29 protein-coding genes are annotated in these 16,669 nt (G+C 71.5%); all 29 read left to right on the top strand.

All coding sequences use genetic code 11. The annotated features are described in order from the left end of the window. Positions 1–29 precede the first annotated feature (29 nt). Positions 30–230 carry a hypothetical protein gene (locus tag ACZ3HQ_RS12300; RefSeq protein ID WP_467509934.1) on the top strand — a complete coding sequence of 67 codons (201 nt, stop codon included), beginning with the start codon at positions 30–32 and terminating at the stop codon, positions 228–230. Then, the gene (locus ACZ3HQ_RS12295) at positions 227–1,018 is read left to right on the top strand and encodes a hypothetical protein (RefSeq protein ID WP_467509932.1); all 792 of its coding nucleotides are present in this window, start codon (positions 227–229) and stop codon (positions 1,016–1,018) included. The genes ACZ3HQ_RS12300 and ACZ3HQ_RS12295 overlap by 4 nt, the downstream gene beginning before the upstream one ends. Continuing rightward, the gene (locus ACZ3HQ_RS12290) at positions 1,015–1,197 is read left to right on the top strand and encodes a hypothetical protein (protein ID WP_467509930.1); all 183 of its coding nucleotides are present in this window, start codon (positions 1,015–1,017) and stop codon (positions 1,195–1,197) included. The genes ACZ3HQ_RS12295 and ACZ3HQ_RS12290 overlap by 4 nt, the downstream gene beginning before the upstream one ends. Beyond that, complete coding sequence (locus tag ACZ3HQ_RS12285; RefSeq protein WP_467509928.1) at positions 1,194–1,574, top strand: hypothetical protein; 381 nt, start codon at positions 1,194–1,196, stop codon at positions 1,572–1,574. Before ACZ3HQ_RS12290 ends, ACZ3HQ_RS12285 begins: the two co-directional genes overlap by 4 nt. After that, a complete protein-coding gene (locus ACZ3HQ_RS12280; RefSeq protein WP_467509926.1) occupies positions 1,571–1,930 on the top strand; it encodes a hypothetical protein in 360 nt (119 codons plus the stop codon). Before ACZ3HQ_RS12285 ends, ACZ3HQ_RS12280 begins: the two co-directional genes overlap by 4 nt. Continuing rightward, a complete protein-coding gene (locus ACZ3HQ_RS12275) occupies positions 1,927–2,262 on the top strand; it encodes a hypothetical protein (RefSeq protein WP_467509924.1) in 336 nt (111 codons plus the stop codon). Before ACZ3HQ_RS12280 ends, ACZ3HQ_RS12275 begins: the two co-directional genes overlap by 4 nt. After that, complete coding sequence (locus ACZ3HQ_RS12270) at positions 2,259–3,143, top strand: hypothetical protein (RefSeq protein WP_467509922.1); 885 nt, start codon at positions 2,259–2,261, stop codon at positions 3,141–3,143. The genes ACZ3HQ_RS12275 and ACZ3HQ_RS12270 overlap by 4 nt, the downstream gene beginning before the upstream one ends. Positions 3,144–3,215: 72 nt before the next feature. Next, on the top strand, positions 3,216–3,698 hold the full coding sequence (locus ACZ3HQ_RS12265) for a hypothetical protein (RefSeq protein ID WP_467509920.1): 483 nt from the start codon (positions 3,216–3,218) through the stop codon (positions 3,696–3,698). Between the two features lie 70 nt (positions 3,699–3,768). After that, positions 3,769–4,386, top strand: coding sequence for a hypothetical protein (locus ACZ3HQ_RS12260; protein ID WP_467509918.1), 618 nt, complete (start codon positions 3,769–3,771; stop codon positions 4,384–4,386). 659 nt (positions 4,387–5,045) lie between these two features. Further along, a complete protein-coding gene (locus tag ACZ3HQ_RS12255; protein ID WP_467509916.1) occupies positions 5,046–5,282 on the top strand; it encodes a hypothetical protein in 237 nt (78 codons plus the stop codon). After that, positions 5,279–5,500, top strand: a complete 222-nt coding sequence (locus ACZ3HQ_RS12250) for a hypothetical protein (protein WP_467509914.1) — start codon at positions 5,279–5,281, stop codon at positions 5,498–5,500. The genes ACZ3HQ_RS12255 and ACZ3HQ_RS12250 overlap by 4 nt, the downstream gene beginning before the upstream one ends. Continuing rightward, the gene (locus ACZ3HQ_RS12245; RefSeq protein WP_467509912.1) at positions 5,497–6,639 is read left to right on the top strand and encodes a conjugal transfer protein; all 1,143 of its coding nucleotides are present in this window, start codon (positions 5,497–5,499) and stop codon (positions 6,637–6,639) included. The genes ACZ3HQ_RS12250 and ACZ3HQ_RS12245 overlap by 4 nt, the downstream gene beginning before the upstream one ends. Continuing rightward, a complete protein-coding gene (locus ACZ3HQ_RS12240) occupies positions 6,639–6,794 on the top strand; it encodes a hypothetical protein (RefSeq protein WP_467509910.1) in 156 nt (51 codons plus the stop codon). Before ACZ3HQ_RS12245 ends, ACZ3HQ_RS12240 begins: the two co-directional genes overlap by 1 nt. Positions 6,795–6,804: 10 nt before the next feature. Further along, positions 6,805–7,308: a hypothetical protein gene (locus tag ACZ3HQ_RS12235; protein ID WP_467509908.1), complete on the top strand. Its 504-nt coding sequence runs from the start codon at positions 6,805–6,807 to the stop codon at positions 7,306–7,308. Further along, the gene (locus ACZ3HQ_RS12230; RefSeq protein WP_467509906.1) at positions 7,308–7,946 is read left to right on the top strand and encodes a hypothetical protein; all 639 of its coding nucleotides are present in this window, start codon (positions 7,308–7,310) and stop codon (positions 7,944–7,946) included. The genes ACZ3HQ_RS12235 and ACZ3HQ_RS12230 overlap by 1 nt, the downstream gene beginning before the upstream one ends. A gap of 74 nt (positions 7,947–8,020) precedes the next feature. Continuing rightward, positions 8,021–8,158, top strand: a complete 138-nt coding sequence (locus tag ACZ3HQ_RS12225) for a hypothetical protein (RefSeq protein WP_467509904.1) — start codon at positions 8,021–8,023, stop codon at positions 8,156–8,158. Beyond that, on the top strand, positions 8,155–8,406 hold the full coding sequence (locus ACZ3HQ_RS12220) for a hypothetical protein (RefSeq protein ID WP_467509902.1): 252 nt from the start codon (positions 8,155–8,157) through the stop codon (positions 8,404–8,406). Before ACZ3HQ_RS12225 ends, ACZ3HQ_RS12220 begins: the two co-directional genes overlap by 4 nt. A gap of 86 nt (positions 8,407–8,492) precedes the next feature. Next, positions 8,493–8,672 carry a hypothetical protein gene (locus ACZ3HQ_RS12215; RefSeq protein ID WP_467509900.1) on the top strand — a complete coding sequence of 60 codons (180 nt, stop codon included), beginning with the start codon at positions 8,493–8,495 and terminating at the stop codon, positions 8,670–8,672. Between the two features lie 68 nt (positions 8,673–8,740). After that, entirely contained in the window at positions 8,741–9,010 is a 270-nt protein-coding gene (locus ACZ3HQ_RS12210; RefSeq protein WP_467509898.1) for a hypothetical protein, read from the top strand. Between the two features lie 33 nt (positions 9,011–9,043). Then, entirely contained in the window at positions 9,044–9,244 is a 201-nt protein-coding gene (locus ACZ3HQ_RS12205) for a hypothetical protein (RefSeq protein ID WP_467509896.1), read from the top strand. Between the two features lie 37 nt (positions 9,245–9,281). After that, positions 9,282–9,692 carry a DUF6221 family protein gene (locus ACZ3HQ_RS12200; RefSeq protein WP_467509894.1) on the top strand — a complete coding sequence of 137 codons (411 nt, stop codon included), beginning with the start codon at positions 9,282–9,284 and terminating at the stop codon, positions 9,690–9,692. Positions 9,693–9,902: 210 nt separating this feature from the next. Then, complete coding sequence (locus ACZ3HQ_RS12195; RefSeq protein ID WP_467509892.1) at positions 9,903–10,163, top strand: hypothetical protein; 261 nt, start codon at positions 9,903–9,905, stop codon at positions 10,161–10,163. Between the two features lie 168 nt (positions 10,164–10,331). Then, complete coding sequence (locus ACZ3HQ_RS12190) at positions 10,332–10,631, top strand: HNH endonuclease (RefSeq protein WP_467509890.1); 300 nt, start codon at positions 10,332–10,334, stop codon at positions 10,629–10,631. 487 nt (positions 10,632–11,118) lie between these two features. Further along, on the top strand, positions 11,119–11,394 hold the full coding sequence (locus ACZ3HQ_RS12185; RefSeq protein WP_467509888.1) for a hypothetical protein: 276 nt from the start codon (positions 11,119–11,121) through the stop codon (positions 11,392–11,394). Continuing rightward, positions 11,357–12,919, top strand: a complete 1,563-nt coding sequence (locus ACZ3HQ_RS12180; RefSeq protein WP_467509886.1) for a terminase large subunit domain-containing protein — start codon at positions 11,357–11,359, stop codon at positions 12,917–12,919. The genes ACZ3HQ_RS12185 and ACZ3HQ_RS12180 overlap by 38 nt, the downstream gene beginning before the upstream one ends. 10 nt (positions 12,920–12,929) lie before the next feature. Then, positions 12,930–13,103: a hypothetical protein gene (locus ACZ3HQ_RS12175; protein ID WP_467509884.1), complete on the top strand. Its 174-nt coding sequence runs from the start codon at positions 12,930–12,932 to the stop codon at positions 13,101–13,103. 65 nt (positions 13,104–13,168) lie between these two features. Further along, positions 13,169–14,278 (top strand): phage portal protein, encoded by a 1,110-nt coding sequence (locus ACZ3HQ_RS12170; RefSeq protein ID WP_467509882.1) that lies wholly within the window; start codon positions 13,169–13,171, stop codon positions 14,276–14,278. Then, the gene (locus tag ACZ3HQ_RS12165; RefSeq protein ID WP_467509880.1) at positions 14,275–15,081 is read left to right on the top strand and encodes an HK97 family phage prohead protease; all 807 of its coding nucleotides are present in this window, start codon (positions 14,275–14,277) and stop codon (positions 15,079–15,081) included. The genes ACZ3HQ_RS12170 and ACZ3HQ_RS12165 overlap by 4 nt, the downstream gene beginning before the upstream one ends. Before the next feature lie 135 nt (positions 15,082–15,216). After that, entirely contained in the window at positions 15,217–16,644 is a 1,428-nt protein-coding gene (locus ACZ3HQ_RS12160; protein ID WP_467509878.1) for a phage major capsid protein, read from the top strand. Positions 16,645–16,669: the final 25 nt, after the last annotated feature.

Genomic DNA, 16,669 nt, shown 5'->3' with positions numbered 1-16,669 from the left:
GACCTCCCCCATCACACCACGGAGGAACCATGCGACTCACCCCCTGCTACTCCTGCAAGAAGCCTCGGCAGCCTGGTCACTACCTGTGCAGTGCGTGCTGGAACCGGCTGTCGGGCCCCGTGCGGCGCGCGCTGTGCAAGCGGGACCGGCTCGCCCTCGCCCGGCTGCGCCAGTTGCACTCTCAGCTCGACGGCCGTACGCCCCTCTCCGAGATCGTCGTGAGCGCGTGAGCGCCCGCCCGCACGGGTACGCCCGCTACCGCCTGGACGGCTGCCGCTGCTACACCTGCGCAGCCGCCCGCAGCGCCTACGACGAGAACCGCACCAAGGCCATCACTGCGGGCACGTGGCAGCCCTGGGTTGATGCCGCCCCGGTCCGCGCCCACATCGCCGACCTCCGCTCCTGCTCGATGGGCCTGCGCACCATCGCGGCCGCCGCCGGCATCGACCGGAAGCGGCTCCAGGCGGTGCTCACCGGCCGCCCCGAGCGCGGCACCGGCCCGCAGGAGAAGGTGCGGCCCGAGCTGGCCGCCGCCGTCCTGGCTGTGGAGCCCACGCTGGAGAACCTCGCGCCGTCCACCCTGATCAGCCCGCTCGGCACCCACCGCCGAGTGCACGCCCTGGTCGCGGTCGGCTGGCCCCAGCAGCACCTCGCCGCCCACCTCGGCATGACCCCGAGCAACTTCGGCCAGATGCTCGGCCGCCCCACCGTGCTGGTCCGCCGGGCGCTCGCCGTCCAGGCCATGTACGACGCGCTGTGGCACCAGGACCCGACCGAGCACGGCGCCACAGCGGCCGGTGTCGCCCGCGCCAAGGCCCATGCCCTGGCACAGGAGTGGGCACCGGTCGGCGCCTGGGACGACGAACAGCTTGACGACCCCGAGGCGTTCCCCGACTGGACCGGGGTCTGCGGCACACCGGCGGGTGTGAACCAGCACCGCCGCTATGGGCTGCCGGTCTGCCAGCCGTGCCGGGACGCGCTCGCCGCGCACCGGCGTACGAAGCGGGCCGCCGCGTGAGCGCCCGTCCGCGTTGCGCGGCCGGCCACTTCCTGCCCTCCGGCGCTCTGCCCGGCACCGCCTGCTACCACGCCCGCCCGACCCGGCTCCGCTACTGGGCGGACCTGTGGGGGCAGGGCCTGGGCCGCCGCCACATCACCCGTATCCGCACCGTCAACCTCACCGGGAGCTACCTATGACCATCCACTTCCTGCCCGACCGCTACACCAGGGTCGTCAATGTCACCGTGGCCTTCCCGGTCTCCGGGACCGGCGACCTGACCGAGCCGTCCAGCGGGCGCGTGGTCATCCCGGAGCACGTCGAGATCGATCTGACCCGGTACGAGGGTTGCGACCGAAGCCCCCGCGCGTACGTCGCCGTGACCGGCCCCCGGCGCCTGAAGTCCGGCGCGGTCGGGAAGACCATCACGACCTACGGCTGGGAGTCCGTCCGCAACGACGGCCCGCGCGGCTACGTCCTCCGCCCCAACTGGCTGAAGGCCATGCTCGCCGCGAACCTGCCGGACGGCTGGGACCCCGCGCTGCTGGAGCTGACCGAGAGCGAGGTCTCTCGGTGACCCCGGCCATCCGCGCCCTGCGCATGGCCTGTGTGGCCGCCGCCGGCTACCTCGTCTTCCTCGCGTCGGTGTCCGCCCTGCACCAGGCGCACGGGCATGCGGCCGCCTTGTGCTGCACGGCCGCCCTGCTGCTGACCGCTGCCCGCCGCGAAACCCTCGCCGCCCGCGACCGGCGTACGGCGGCGGTGCGCGCCGAGCGGGCCGCCCGGCTGCGGGCCCGCGCCGACGACCAGTTCGCCGCCGAGGTCGCGCGGGGCTGGCTCGACCTGCACACCTCCTGCTGCCTGACCGCCTGGCACACCGGCGGCACCCGTCACGACACCACCCACTGCACCCGGAAGGACCACCACGCATGAGCACCCGACTTGCCCGAGCCATCACCGTCCACCTCGCCTGGCGCGAGGACGACCCCACCTGGGACGGCTACGCGATCTACCTGAACGAGGACACCGCCAAGGCCCGCGCCGCCGACGACTGGGAGGACTACATGTACGGCGGCTTCGACGAGGACGACGAGCGGGAGCGCCCGCTGCTGACCTGGGAGACCGGCTTCAGCCGCTGGGTCCTCCTCGACAACGGCCGTGACACCGGAGTCCGCGTCAACGCCATGCCGGTTCACCGCGCCGCCTCTGCCCGGGAGATCGAAGCGCAGGACGCCCTCCAGGCCGCGAAGGAGGCCCAGCGATGACCCAGCCCACCACCGACCTGCGGGCCGTCGTCCGCGCCATCGACGCCCTGACGACGCAGGTCAAGCGCTGGGCCGACCGGATGCCGACGGGCGTCGCGGACGGCGACGACGGCCGGTCCTTGCCGCTCGTCGCTCCCGACGCCCCGGTGTGGACCGAGGCATCGACCGGCACCGTCTGGTCGCGCGATCAGCACGGCAACGCTGTTGCGATCGCGACCACCGCCGACGACACGGTGACGCCGCCCGTCGCCTGCCCGCTCTGCCCCGCCATCGTGCCGCTGTCCACCCCGGAGAAGGCCATTGACCACTTCCGCACCAAGCACCCCGAGCAGCGCCTCGTGGGCACGGGGCCGTGGCCGCTGCTGACGACTGACGAGGTTCCGGCCGCCGACGAGGACACGCTGCGCCTCCTGCGCCGCGAGTCCCTGCTCGTGCTCCTCACCCGCCTCCAGCGCGGCCGGACCCTCACCGAGGACGAGGCCGGCACGCTGCGGCACCACGTGGAGACCGAGATCCGCGAGGCCAACACCGCCCGTGAGGTGGCACGCGGCAACCGTGCACACGTCCAGCACATCGCGCTCGAGATCGACCGGCTCACCAGCGAGCTGGCGCGGGCGCAGGCGTTCGCCGCCGACGCCACCGAGTACCGCATCCCGGTGCCGGAGAACGGCGGCACCGAACTGCTCCTGCGCCGCCAAGCCCTCGCCCACGGCACGGGCTGGGCCGCAAGCGTCATGGCGCGCGGAGGCGGCCGTGCCTGGACCACCGAGGGCTGGCAGGAGTCCATCAGCGCCCTGAGCGTCGACCGTCTCTTCTGCTGGCCGGACGCGGCCACCGCCGCATCCGAGATCCGCCGGGCCCTGAGCGCCACCGAGCAGTAGCAGCTCCGGCCGCCCGCAGGGAGCGCGGGCGGCCAGCCCACCCTTCTGCATCCCCTGACGAAAGGCACGAAGATGACCGCTCTTCCGCACAGTGACTACATCGAGGCTGTAGGCACCGCTCTCGCCGAGGTCGGACTGGACCCGGCCAGCATCCAGAGCGACAACACCGACACTCGCGGCAGCTACTGCTACCTGCGTTCCCTGCTCCACTTCACGCCCGACGTCACCTACGGCATGTCCGACACCGACTGGCCGCAGGGGCTGCTGCTGATCTGGGAGTGGCACACCGGAGCCGAAGCCGAGCAGGGCGAGCCGGAAGCCGGCCCGGCCTGGCTGTGGGCGAAGTGCCGCCGTGACGGCGGCAATGAAGAACCGGCCCTGCTGCCCGTGCCGGGAATCGCGAACCCGATCCAGGTCGCGTGGGCACTCGCGGAACTCATCAACGCGGGTCGGCCGGGACGGCCCCGGACCGGCAACTGGGCATGCGCCGCCTCCCTGACCGAGACGTGCGAGGCATGGGGTGCCGAGGAGACCGGTAACCACACCGCCCGCTAGCAGCACCGGCCGCCCGCAGGGAGCGCGGGCGGCCGGCCAGCCCCACCGTCCCACACCCCTGGAGAACGACGTGAGCACCTGCACCGCCTGCACCGACCGGGACGCCGGGGACCGGTACCTGTGCGACCGCTGCACCACCCGCCTCGCCGACCGGCTGGCCGGCCTGCCCGACCTGTACGCCGAACTCTCGATCGTGCCCCGGGTGACCGGGCTCGCCGAGGTCGTCACCGCCGCGCCCGTCGAAGCCCGCGCGCCGATCAACCTCGACGTCCTCGACGCCGTCGACTTCGGCGGGGCCGCGCGCGTGCTCGAGGCCCGCCGGACCGACATCCAGGCCGCCCGCTGGCCCGGCCGCGGCGCCCCCGCCCCCGCCGACCTCATGGCGCACTGCCGGTGGCTGCGAATGGAACTGGACTGGATCGCCGCCCGGTACCCGGCCGCCGCCGAACTCGCCGCCGAGGTGCGGACGCTGGAGTCGAGCGCGCTCACGATCGTGGGGGCGCCGCCGGCCCGCGCGCAGCGCCTCGGCTACTGCGTCGCCGTCACCGACGACGCCGGCACCGTGTGCGGGGCCGTGCTGCGCAGGTATCCGGGTGAGCCGGTGCGCTGCCGGTGGTGCAAGACGGAGTACCGGAGCGAGCAGGACTTGCTGCTGCTCAGGTACTACCAGCCGAGCGAAGTCGCGTGACGGGCCGGGCCGCGGCCACGTCGGCCCACGTGAGCAGCGAGTCGATGAACGGGCGCGTGAGGAACAGGACCGGGTGAAGACCGAGGTGCTGGCGAGCGGCCTCGTCCACGCCGCAGGGGCCACAGATCCGCAGCTCGCACACCCGAGACACCGCGCCTGTATCGCCTTCAAAGCTGGCCAGTGGGCCAGCGCATCGCGGGCACTGCTCGGCGGGCTGCGGCACTTAGTCCTCCTCGTACGGTGGGCCGGCTGATGCCCAACGAGCGGACACACAGGGGGTATCGGCGTGAACCTCTTGCCCGTGACACTAGTGTCACGCTAAGGTAAGTGACGTGCCATCAACCGATTGGCGCGAGCGAGTTGCGGCCGAAGACCGTGAGCAGAAGCGACTGCTGAACCTGATCTCAGAGAGTGCCCGGAGGCGAGCGGCAGCGCTCGAAGACGGAGTGCGCGAGCTGAAGACCAGAGAGGCGGTTGCCGAGGTTCTCGGTCTCGACTCCAGCGCAGTACGAAGATCGATCCTCCGGTACGGCACGGGCACCCTACGCCCAGATCGGACCCCGACCACAACCGAATAGGCCCGGAAAGCGGGCAGCCCCCGGCAAGCCGACCCTACCGGCCGCCGGGGACCACCACTTGATCAAGAGGAGTACACCCTCATGACCCAGCGGAACCTTAGCGCGCCGCAGAGCGCGCAGGTCACCCACCCGACCCGCAGGCTTATCGCCGCGGGCATCATCCGCCGCACCCCGGCCAACGCCGTCGCCGCCCAGAAGCACCGGCTCGCCGCCCTCCACCGGGCCTGCCAGCGGGACTACGCCGACGCCGCCCCGGCCCGCGCCGCCCAGACCCACCGCACGCCCGGCCTGTACGGCACCCCGGCGGTGACCCGGTGAACGAGCCCTTCCAGGCCCTCTACACGCCGGGCCAGAGCCGCGAGCCCGACCTTCACTCGCTGGACCTCTCGCTGGACATGGTCCGTGAGGCGCTCGCCGACAGCGCCACGGCCAACATCCACAGCCACGGCCAGATGCTGGTCACCGCCACTCACCTCGACTTCGTCGCGCGCCAGCTCGTCAAGGCGCTGGACGCCGAGCGGGGTGAGAGCCGGTGAACACGCTCACCCTCACCAAGGGGCAGATCGCGGTCCTGACCGCCGCCGCCGTGGCCATGCTCACGGTCGGCACCGTCGGAGCGGTCGGCACCTACGGCAACGTGGTCTCCGAGTTCCACCGGCGGGCCACCGCAGGCGGTGTCGTCGCTTCGGGCGAGGGCCTCACCCTCATCCTGTCCCTGATCATGCTGGGCCGGACCATGCTCGGCATGGCCTCCCCGGCCGCCGTCCGCGCCGGTCTCTGGCTTGCCCCGGTATCCGCCAGCTTCACCGGGCTGGCCATCGCCGACAGCGTCACCGAGTCCGCCGTCTACGCCGTCACCCCGCTCGCCATGTCCGGCGCCGCCGAAGGGCTCGGGCTCATCGCCCGCTCGATCGTCATCTACCGCACCGGTGTGGACGCCGAGACGATGCGCCGCAACGCGGACGTCGCCCGCCGTCTCGCCTACGAGCGGGCGGTCGCCGACAGCCACCCTGACGAGGGCAAGCAGAAGCGCGCGGTGCGCCGGTACTGGCGGCTCGCCCAGCACGTCGGCGTCGGCGACGCCCAGCTCGGCGCCGGACTGGTCGACGTACAGCGCACCCGCGTCCGCGACGGAGCCGATGCCGCCCTCGCCTCCATGTACGGCGCGGCCGCCGCACCCGCCCTGGGCGCGCCCGCCGTACCGTCCCGCCCGGCGTCCGCCACCGAGCGGCTGCGTAACACCTTCGCCGACATGGACCCGGCCGACGCGATCCGCCTCGCGGCTGATGCGCGACCCGATGCGGACGTAGTCGAACTCGCCGCGATCCTCAGCACCTACGGCCTCGCCGTCGACCCCGTCGCCGTCGCCGTGGTCCTCGGTGAGCAGCCCGCCGAGTACGAGGTGCACCGACCTGATGCGCCTGTTGCGCCGCAGGTCAGCGCGCCGCCCCCGGCTCTGCCCGCACTGAGCCTGCAAGGCGCGGTCGAGGAGGCCGCAACAGCTCTCGGCCCCGACGCCACAGCCCGCGACATCGCGGCCCGCCTGGAAGAGACCCGGCGCCTGGTCGTCCCCGAGAACCACATCCGGAACGCGCTCAGCCGGGCCGCCAAGCGGACGCCCGCACCACCAGGTGCGCAGCCGCCCACCGACGAGATGCGCGGGGGCTACAACTGATGGCCGCCGCACTCCTCGCCGCCTGCTTCGCCGTCACGGCCCTCGCCGCCATCGCCGTGCTCGCCGCCGTCGACTGGCGGGCCGTCCCGCCCGCTCTCGGCACCGGCGCCCTCATCATCACCGCCACCGCGCTCGCCGTGGCCAGCATCCGCTGAAGGACCCTCCATGACCATCGTGACCATCGGCGGTGTCACCGTCGGCGTCTGCATCTTCGTCGCCACCCTGATCCGGTGGTGGCCCGGCCCCAAGCCCCTGCGAGCCGACCCCGTCCGCCACCTCGGATCGCTCCTGCCGTTCCTCGCCGCCTGGTGCTACGGCGCGCTCGCCGTCCTCGGCGTCGGCGGCCTCGTCGGCTGGATCGCCGACACCGCCCTCTGGATCTCCAACTGGCTCGGCGACGCCGCCCTCGTCTGGGGCGTCGGCGGACAGGCCGGTCAGCACGGAACCGCCCGCTACCTGCCGCTCACCCAGACCGGCACCGGCATCGTCCTCGTCCTCACCGTCGCCATGCTCGCCGCCATCAAGAAGAGCGCCCACGGCCGGGACCTCAAGCACGGCATGTGGTGCGGCATCACCCTCGGCATGTCGGCCGGTGTCGCCGGACTCGTCGCCGTCCCCCTCGCCCAGTCCGCGAACTGGCTCGGCGCCCAGGTCTACGGGGCCCTGTGATGGACACCGAGACGACGAGCCCGGAGCCCGAGGAAACCGGGGGAGAAGCGGCCCCAGAGCAGGCCAGCCGGATCGCGGGCGCCGTAGTGACGACGATCCTCACGGCGGTCGCCCTGCTCATCCTGCGCGCCATCGTCACCGCAGCCCCGTACGCCGCTTACTTCGTCGCCGGAGTGCTCGTCTGCCTCGGCTGGCAGAAGGCGCGCGGCTGGCTCGCCCGGCGCCGCACCCCCGCCGCCGAGCCCGAGCCCGAGGCTGCGCAGCCGGATGTGGCCGCGGCGCTGCGCCGCCTCGTCGGCGACGACCGTGGCGTCCTGCTGACCGCTCTCCAGCGGGAGTTGAAGCTCCCCGGCACGAAGATCGTGAAGCGACTGCTGGACGACGCGGGCGTGAGATGGAAGCCCGTCCGCACCCCACACGGGAACGGCCCGGGCGTACACGTGGACGACATCCCGCCCGCCCCTTCCGACGCCCCTGAGGGTGGTTGTTGTTGCAGGTCAGGCGACAACGCCAACAGCGACAACGCCGACGGAGAGGGGCCCCGAGAGGGGGTGCGTGTAGTGCGCAACCAGACCGGCGTGACCATCTACGACCTCGCCGACGCCCACCAGTACCAACCGGTCGGCAAGACCAAGTAACCCGGAGCGGGCGCCCGCCTGCCAGCTGACCGCCCGCCCCGGTCCCATCCCAACTGCGAGACGGAGACGCCATCATGGCACTCGGCTGGAAGAAGAACCCCGAGCCCACCGACCCCCGCCTGAAGGGGCGCGAGACGGAGTACCAGGGCAGCCGCGGCGGGTGGTTCCCGCCGAAGGACAAGCCTGTCCCCGGCGCGAAGAAGGGAAAGTGACCGTGGCCAAGTGGCCCAACATCCAGCCTGCCCGCGAGCAGATGTACAAGGCACTTCGCCTCCTCGCGGAACCCACCGAGGACGGTCTGCGCGAGGCTCGCCGGATCTGCGCAGACCTCGCCGAGACCATCCCTCAGCTCGGGCCCGCGCAGTATTGCTCGGAGTACCGCCGCCGCACGGGAAACGACTCCTGCATGGACCGGAGCTGTGGCCGGTGCGGCTCAATCCGCATCAAGCGTGACGGCTGACTGTCACACCCCGCTGCCACACTGACACCGGGCCCCGCCGTGAAGTTCCCCCGACGGCGGGGCCCGCCGTGCGTCATCATCGACACGTGACCACCACCCTGCGCGCCGTCGGCGCCGACAAGGACCTCACGCTGGACGAGCTGGCCGACTTCGTGAAGGCCGCCCGTGACGCCGGTGTCCCCGGCGACAACGTCCTCCGCGCCGAGCTGTCCACCACCGGCAAGATCAAGCAGGTGGAGACCGCCATCACCCGCGACAATGGGTGACATGGAGTCGCAGATCATCCGGCCCGGCCACCTCACCGCCCACCAGACCGCTGCGAAGGGATGACCCCATGCCCACCGAGCACACCGCCGTCCTGCTGGTCGATGACTACACCACGACGTGCAGCCGATGCCGACATGGCGCCTTCACCCAGGACATCCACCACCGCCGCATCGCGACCGGCTGGGGCACACCCGACCCCCGCGACCAGCCCTGCCGCGCCCGCTTCGTCGCCATCTCCACAAGGCGCCTGGAGTACACGGAGGACCGCCTGCGGGAGATCCGCCCCGACCTCCCCGCCTACACGGCGGGCAAGGCGCCCCGCGACCTCACCACCTGACCCCGACTACAGCGTTGCGGGCATCATGGGGGCATGGAGAGCGAGATCATCCGGCCCGGCCACCTCACCGCCCACCAGACCGCCCGCACCCTCGGCATCACCCTGGGCGGCGTCCGCAAGGCCGTCCAGCGCGGCCAGCTCACCCGATCCGGCGGCACTGAACGGCAGCCCTGGTACCCGGCCGACCAAGTCGCCGCCCTTGCCGCCGAGAAGCGCGCACGCAACGTCGCTTGACGCACCCTCGACTCGGATCGGTGGAACGATGAGCCCCATGGACGACTTGGTGCAGTGGCTGGGTGCCCAGCTCGATGAGGATGAGCGGATCGCAGCGTCCGGCGAAAGCTGGACTGCCTTTGAGGAGAGCCAGCAAGGCACACGGAGAGTGGATGTCGACCACTCGATGGAGCGCGTAGTCGCTTGCACACGCTCCTGGCGCGGCGAACACATCGCCCGCCACGATCCGGCGCGCGTGCTGCGGGAGGTCGACGCCAAGCGGCAGCTCGTGGACGTGCACAGGCCGGACAGGCCGAAGGGGCGACCGAACATGGCGCGCCACTGCCTGGTATGCACCTCAGCCCAGGCGTGGGACGAGAAGGCGGGCGAGTCTAATTGTCTGACCCTGCGCCTCCTCGCCCTGCCCCTCGCAGATCGTCCCGACTACCGCGAGGAGTGGCGGCCGTAGCGTTGCCGCTTGACCGCAGGTCAGCGACGTGTCACGCTTTCCCCGCACCACTGTGCCTTCACACGGCCCACACACTCACGACGAAGCCCCGACCGTCCAGATTCCGGTCGGGGCTTCGTCGTGTCACAGGACTGCGACACCCCTCGCCCTTGCAGACGCCCTGCCGTCACACTGGCACCGCTTATCACCGCACTCCAAGGGGGGACCATCGTGGGGTTCATCAACGGCGCCAAGGCCAGCATCGCGGGCGACGAGGCACGCAAGGCGTACACCGCAGGCCGCGGCATCCTGACCTACAAGATCATCGAAGCCAACTCGGGCAGCAAGACCACCGCGCCCATGACGGGCGTTGGCGAGCAGATCGAAGCCATCGAAGCCGAGGGCTGGCTGCTGTCCAACATGGCCGCAGCCGAGAGCAAGACCCTGAGCGGCGAGCGCGTGGCGCTCGTCTGCGTCTTCCGCCGACGCTGACCCGCTAGGCCCGGCAGGCCATCAGGCCCCGGGGCTTCGTCGTGCAATAGCGCGGGGCCTGGCGCCATGCCGGAGGCAGAAGGAGCCGGTAGGTGGGTGACAGCGAACCAGGGAGCGGGAGCTAGGTACCCCGCACAGACGATGCCCTGCCACGTCTCGGAGGTGTCAATGGCCACCGACCGCAGCGAGCTGACCAGCTACGAGTACCGGCAGATGCGTGCCCGCCTCCTCGCCGAGACGGACGTGTGCGTCGTCTGTGGTCACGCGGCCGCCGACGCCATCGACCACGTCACCCCGGTCAGCAAGGGCGGCGCCCGCCTCGACCCGGCCAACATGGCGCCGATCCACGGTGTGGCCGGCTGCCCGGTGTGCCTGCGCAAGTGCAACAGCGAGAAGGGCGACCGCCCGCTCGCCGACCTCCTTCAGCTCCGCACGAGCGTCGACTGGTTCGCGGGCCCCGGCGGCTAGCGCGCCGGGCCGGGATGTGGCCCGCTGGAGGCAAACGCGCCCCGCCGCCAGAGCCTGCGAGCCCCTGACCTGCACAAACACGCATCTCGCTGCAAACGTGCAGGTCAGAGCGGTGCGCGGCGGTCAGGGCCGGTGCGCGTGCCACCCCCAGTGCCCGGCGGGGGCGCACGCCTCCGACCTGCACGTTTGCGAGTAACTGCACAAAACCGCAGGTCAGAGCCCTGTGGGCATCCATCGGCAGGGGCAGATTCCCGCGCGCCGAGGCATATGAGGCGCCGCCACCGAACCCGCCCGACGGCGCCACGCCGAGACGGCTCTGACCTGCACCGTTGCGCAAGCGGAGGCAAAGTCGCAGGTCAGAGACTTGGGGCGGCCTTGAGGTCGCCCGAGTCTTTTACAAATCGGACATTCCGCAACCCCGCGCCCAGCTTTTATTTTTCTCCCCCCGGGCCGATGACGGCCGGATGATCATGGAAGGGGGGCGGCCGTGGGCCCCGTCGAGCAAGCTGTCCGGGACGACGTCGAGCAGCTCGGCGACCTCGCCGGCATCGAGCCGTCCCTGTCCGAGATGGCGTTCACGCTGGCCCGCCGGATCGACGGCGCCGCCTCAGCCGAGTGCCAGACGTGCGGCGAGCCCGTGGACCAGGACGACAAGCTGCTCCCCCAGTTGAACCGCGAGCTGCGGCAGACGCTCGCCCAGTTGCTGGAGGGGCGGGCCGCTGACGATGACGACGACCTCGGAGACCTGGGCTCCCCCGAGTGAGTTCGCCGAGGACCTGTACGAGCGCTACGGCCTGACCTGCCCACCGCGCTGGGGAACGCCACGGCACCCCGACCGGCCGTCGCTCGGGCCGAAGCTGTGGAAGGTCATGACCAAGCTCGGCGCCCCGCCGATGCCCTGGCAGAAGTACGTCAGCGACGTCGCCCTGGAACTGGACCCCGCCACCGGCCGGTTCGCGCACCGCGAGGTCGGCCTGTCCGTCTCCCGGCAGCAGGGCAAGACCGAGCTGACCCTGGGCGCCCAGGTGCACCGGGCGATGGCCTGGCCGCGGCAGAACATCGTCTACGCGGCCCAGACCCGGGGCATGGCCCGGCAGCGCTGGGAGGACGAGTTCTGGGAGAAGATCTCCAGCTCCGACCTGGCCAAGTACGCCCGGATCAGGAAGAGCAACGGCAACGAGGCGATCCTGTTTCCCGGCAAGCGCAGCCGGATGGGCATCACGGCGAACACGGAGAAGGCAGGCCACGGGCCGCCGCTGGACCTCGGGTTCATCGATGAGGCGTTCGCGCACGAGGATGACCGGTTGGAGCAGGCGTTCTCCCCGGCGATGCTGACCCGGGCCATGGCCCAACTGTGGTGGGCGTCGGCTGGCGGCACCACCAAGTCGGTCTGGCTGAACAAGAAGCGTGAGAAGGGCCGCGCGCTGATCGAGGCCCTGTTCAAGGCGCTCGCCGAGGACGCTGCGGCGGCCCGGCCGCGAGCCTGCTACTTCGAGTGGTACGCCCCCGAGGACATGGACCGGGCGGACCCGGCGACGTGGCGGGCGACGCTTCCCGCGCTCGGCTTCACGGTGACCGAGGAGGTCATCGCGGCCGAGCTGGAGAAGATGGACCCGGCCGAGTTCGACCGGGCCTACCTGAACCGCACCCGGCGGCCCACTCCGCCCTCGGACCCGAACATCCCGAAGGCGGCGTGGCCGGGCCTGGTCGACGCGGCCAGCAGGCCGGAGCCGTCGAGTGTCGCGCTGGCACTGGACGTGTCGCAGGACCGGAAGCGGGCCGCGATCGCCGCGGCCTCGCTGCGCCCCGACGGCACGGTGCACCTGGAGGTTGTGGCGCACCGGCCCGGTACGGACTGGCTGGTGCCCGCCGTGGCGAAGCTGCACAAGCTGTGGAACCCGGTGGCCGTGGCGGTCGCTTCCGCCGGCGCCCCGGCCGGGTCGTTGATCGATGACCTGATCGCGGCCGGGATCGACGTGCCCGAGGACAAGGACGAGCCGAAGCGCGGCGACCTCGCGGTGATGCGGTCGGGGGACATCACCGAGGCGTGCGGGCAGTTCGCGGACGCGCTGAACCAGGGCGCGGTCGCGCACCTGGACCAGGTGCCGCTGACGGCCGCCGTGAACGGGGCGCGCACGCGCCGCAACGGCGACGCCTGGACGCTGGACCGCACCAACTCGCTGACGGAGATCAGCCCGCTGTGCGCGGCCGTGTTCGCCCGGTGGGCGCTGCTCATCCGGGGGCCGCACGTCCTGGAGGACTACGACCCTCTCGACTCGATCTACTGAAGGAGGGGCCGTGCACGAGCGGACGACGACCGTGCTCGATGCCGCCGGGCTGCTGCTGCTCGCGGGCGGCGCGGGCGCGGGGGCGTACCGGTGGCTGGGCTGGGCGGCGCTCGCGGTGAGCGGTCTGGTGGTGCTGGCCGGGTCCTGGCTGGCGGGGCGTACGGCGAAGGGCGGTAAGACGTGAGCCTGTTCCGCCGACGCGAGGTGACCGGACCAGACCTGGGGCAGGGGATCCCGCCACGGCCCGGCGTGGGGGGCGGGGCCGCGGTCGTCACCAACGAGACCGCGCTGCGGCACTCCGCGGTGTGGGCCTGTCTTCGCCTCCGCGCCAACCTGATCTCCACCATGCCGGTAGACCTGTACCGCAAGGTCAATGGGATCCAGGTCGAGTTGCCCAAGCCGCCGGTCCTGGTCACGCCGGGCGGGGACGCGGTGGAGATGCCGGAGTGGCTGTACTCCAGCCAGTTCGATCTGGACCGGGCAGGCAACACGGTCGGGCTGATCACCGCGAAGGACGGCCTGGGTTTCCCGGCCCGGATCGAGCTGGCGCCGATCGGCGATGTCTCGGTCCGGGTCCGCAAGGGCAAGACGACGTACCGGATCGCGGGCACCCTGTACGACCCTGAGGAGGTCTGGCACGAGAAGCAGTACACCGTCGCCGGGCTGCCGGTCGGGTTGTCGCCGGTGGCGTACGCCGCCTGGTCCATCAGCGAGTACCTGTCGATCCAGCAGTTCGCCATGGACTGGTTCCGCAACGGCGCGATCCCCTCGGCGCATCTGAAGAACACGGCGAAGCAGTTGACGCCGGAGCAGGCCGACGGGGCGAAGCAGCGGTTCAAGGCCGCGGTCATGAGCCGGGATCTGTTCGTCACCGGCAACGACTGGGACTACGACATGATCCAGGCCGAGCAGGCGGGCGCCGACTGGATCGCCGCCAAGCAGTTCGGCATCGGGGACATCGCCCGGTTCTTCGACTGCCCCTCCGACCTCATCGACGCCGCCGTGTCGGGCAGCTCGGTGACGTACGCCAACATGACGCAGCGCAACCTGCAGTTCCTCGTCATGTCCTTGGGACCGGCCGTGTCCCGGCGCGAGCAGGCGCTGAGCCGCCTCTCCTCCCGGCCGCGGTTCGTGAAGCTCAACCGCAACGCGCTGCTGGCGATGGACCCGCAGACCCAGGCGTCGGTGCTGAAAACGCGCATCGACTCCCGGACGCTCACCCCCTCGGAGGCCCGCGCCTTCTACGACCAGCCGCCACTGACCGAGGACCAAAAGGCCGAGTTCGACCGGCTCTTCGGCAAGGGCACGCAGCCCGCGCCCACCACCGCGACCCCGCAATCAGGAGGGACCCCCTCATGACCAGCATGGCGATCCTGCGGCAGCAGGCTGCCCAGGCCCGCGCCGGCGCGGCGGGCTCCACCGCGATGGCCGTACCCCGCGACCGGCCCGAGTCCCCCGAGATCCGGTTCACCTCCCAGCTTCGCGCGAAGAAGGTGCAGCGCGACGACGGCATGGACTGGTACCAGGTCGAGGGCTACGCCAGCGCCTTCGAGCAGGGCTACGAGATGTGGGACATGTTCGGCCCGTACACGGAGATCGTCGCCCAGGGCGCCGCCGACAGGACGCTCGGCGCGGACCCCGAGGTCGTCTTCCGGTTCAACCACGCCGGCACCCCGATGGCCTCGACCCGCAACGCGCGGCTGGAGCTGTGGGCCGACGACCACGGCCTCGGGCAGCGCGCCTGGCTGAACCCGAAGCGGTCGGATGTGCAGCTCCTCGTCCAGGCCATCGAGGACCAGGACGTGCGCGAGCAGTCGTTCATGTTCCGGATCACCTCGGGCCAGTGGTCCCCGGACTACACCGAGTACCGCATCACGGAGTTCGACCTTGAGCGCGGCGACGTCGGCCCCGTCACCTACGGCGCGAACCCCCACACCACCGTCGCCGCCCGCTCCGGCGAGTTCCTCGACCTGATCCCGAACCTGCCCGCGCTGGTGGCGCGCGAGGCGTACAGCCGCCTCGCCCAGCGCTCCGACCTGTCCACCGCACCCGCGGCGCAGACGCCGGCGCCCACGCGGTCGCAGCCCGCCGCACCGGCCCGCACCGGACGGTCGATTTCTATGCTCCGCACTCAGCTCCTGGTCGACCGCGACGAGGGCTGAGCCTTCCCAGACACAGCGCGCTGTCCGGCAGACGCCCGGAAGCCCCGCCCTGTGCCGCCCGGCAGATGACCCGGGTGGGCCGTGGCCCGCTGTTGCTGCACCCACCACCTCTCATCTGCACGAAGGGACACACCCATGCCCGGAACCATCGACGACCTGATCGCCTCCATCGAGGTCGAGCTGGAGGCCGCGCAGAAGCGGCTGAAGAAGTGCGGCGCCGAGGTCCAGCTCATCCTGGACAAGGCGCAGCAGGACGGCCGCTCCAACCTCACCACCGAGGAAGACGAGCGCGTCGCCGAGCTGTTCGCCGCCCGCGACCAGGCCCGCTCCGACATCGCCGGCATCGAGAACAAGCTGGCGACCACGAACAAGCTGAAGGTCGAGGAGCAGGAGCGGGAGGCGAAGCAGAAGGAACAGCGCACCACCCCGGCCGCCCAGCGCAAGCCGTCGTACGACCAGGTCGCGCGCGTCGGGCAGGAGGAGCGGACCTACCGCAAGGACCTGGACCCGAACGGCAAGAGCTTCCTCATGGACGTCTCCCGCCAGTTCCTGTACCAGGACGTGGAGGCGTCTCACCGCCTGGCGCAGCACATGCGCGAGGAGCGTGTGGAGCGGGCCGAGTACCTGCAGCGAGCGGTCGGCACCGGCGCGTTCTCCGGCCTGACGGTGCCGCAGTACCTGACCGACATGTACGCCCCGGCGACCGCGAACCTGCGGCCGTTCGCGGACGCCTGCAACCGGCACGACCTGCCGGAGTCCGGGATGTCGGTGAACATCTCCCGCATCACCACGCCGACCAGTGCCGGTCTCCAGGCGTCGGAGAACACGGCCGTGGCCGAGCAGGACATGGACGACACCCTGCTCACCGTCCCGGTGCAGACCGCGGCCGGCCAGCAGACCGTGTCCCGGCAGGCCATCGACCGCGGCACGGGCATCGAGGACGTCACGATGCAGGACCTGTTCAACCGGGTCGCCACCGTGCTGGACTCCACCCTGATCAACCAGGCCGTCACCGGGCTGTCGGCGGTCGCGCAGGCCACCGCCTACACGGACGCCTCGCCGACCGGCGCCGAGCTGTACCCGAAGATCCTCGGTGCGGCCGCCGGTGTGGAGGCGAATCTGCTGGCGATGGGCCGCCCGTCCCACGCGGTGATGCACTCGCGCCGCTGGTACTGGCTGTCCAGCCAGATGGCGTCCGTCTGGCCGATGATCAACTGGTCCAACCTGCCGGTACAGGCAGCGGGTCAGGCGAACGCCGCCAGCTCGTACAACTCCGGCCCGCGCGGCGTCCTGCCCTGCGGCCTGGAGGTCATCGTGGACAACAACATCCCGACGACCTTGGGCGCGGGCACCAACGAGGACGAGCTGTACGTCGTCCCCAAGGACGAGTGCCACCTGTGGGAGGACAGCAACGCGCCGATGTTCATCCGCGCCGAGCAGGCCAAGGCCGCGTCGCTGGGCGTGCTGCTGGTTGCCTACTCCTACTTCGCCTACACCTTCGGCCGGTACACCAACGGCATGCAGAAGGTCGGCGGCACGGGCATGGCCCAGCCGCTGTTCTGACCCCCGCTCGGGGCCCTGACTCCGG

This window comes from Streptomyces sp. NPDC018263 (genome assembly GCF_055562575.1).
This window is presented reverse-complemented; position numbering and strand designations above follow the sequence as displayed.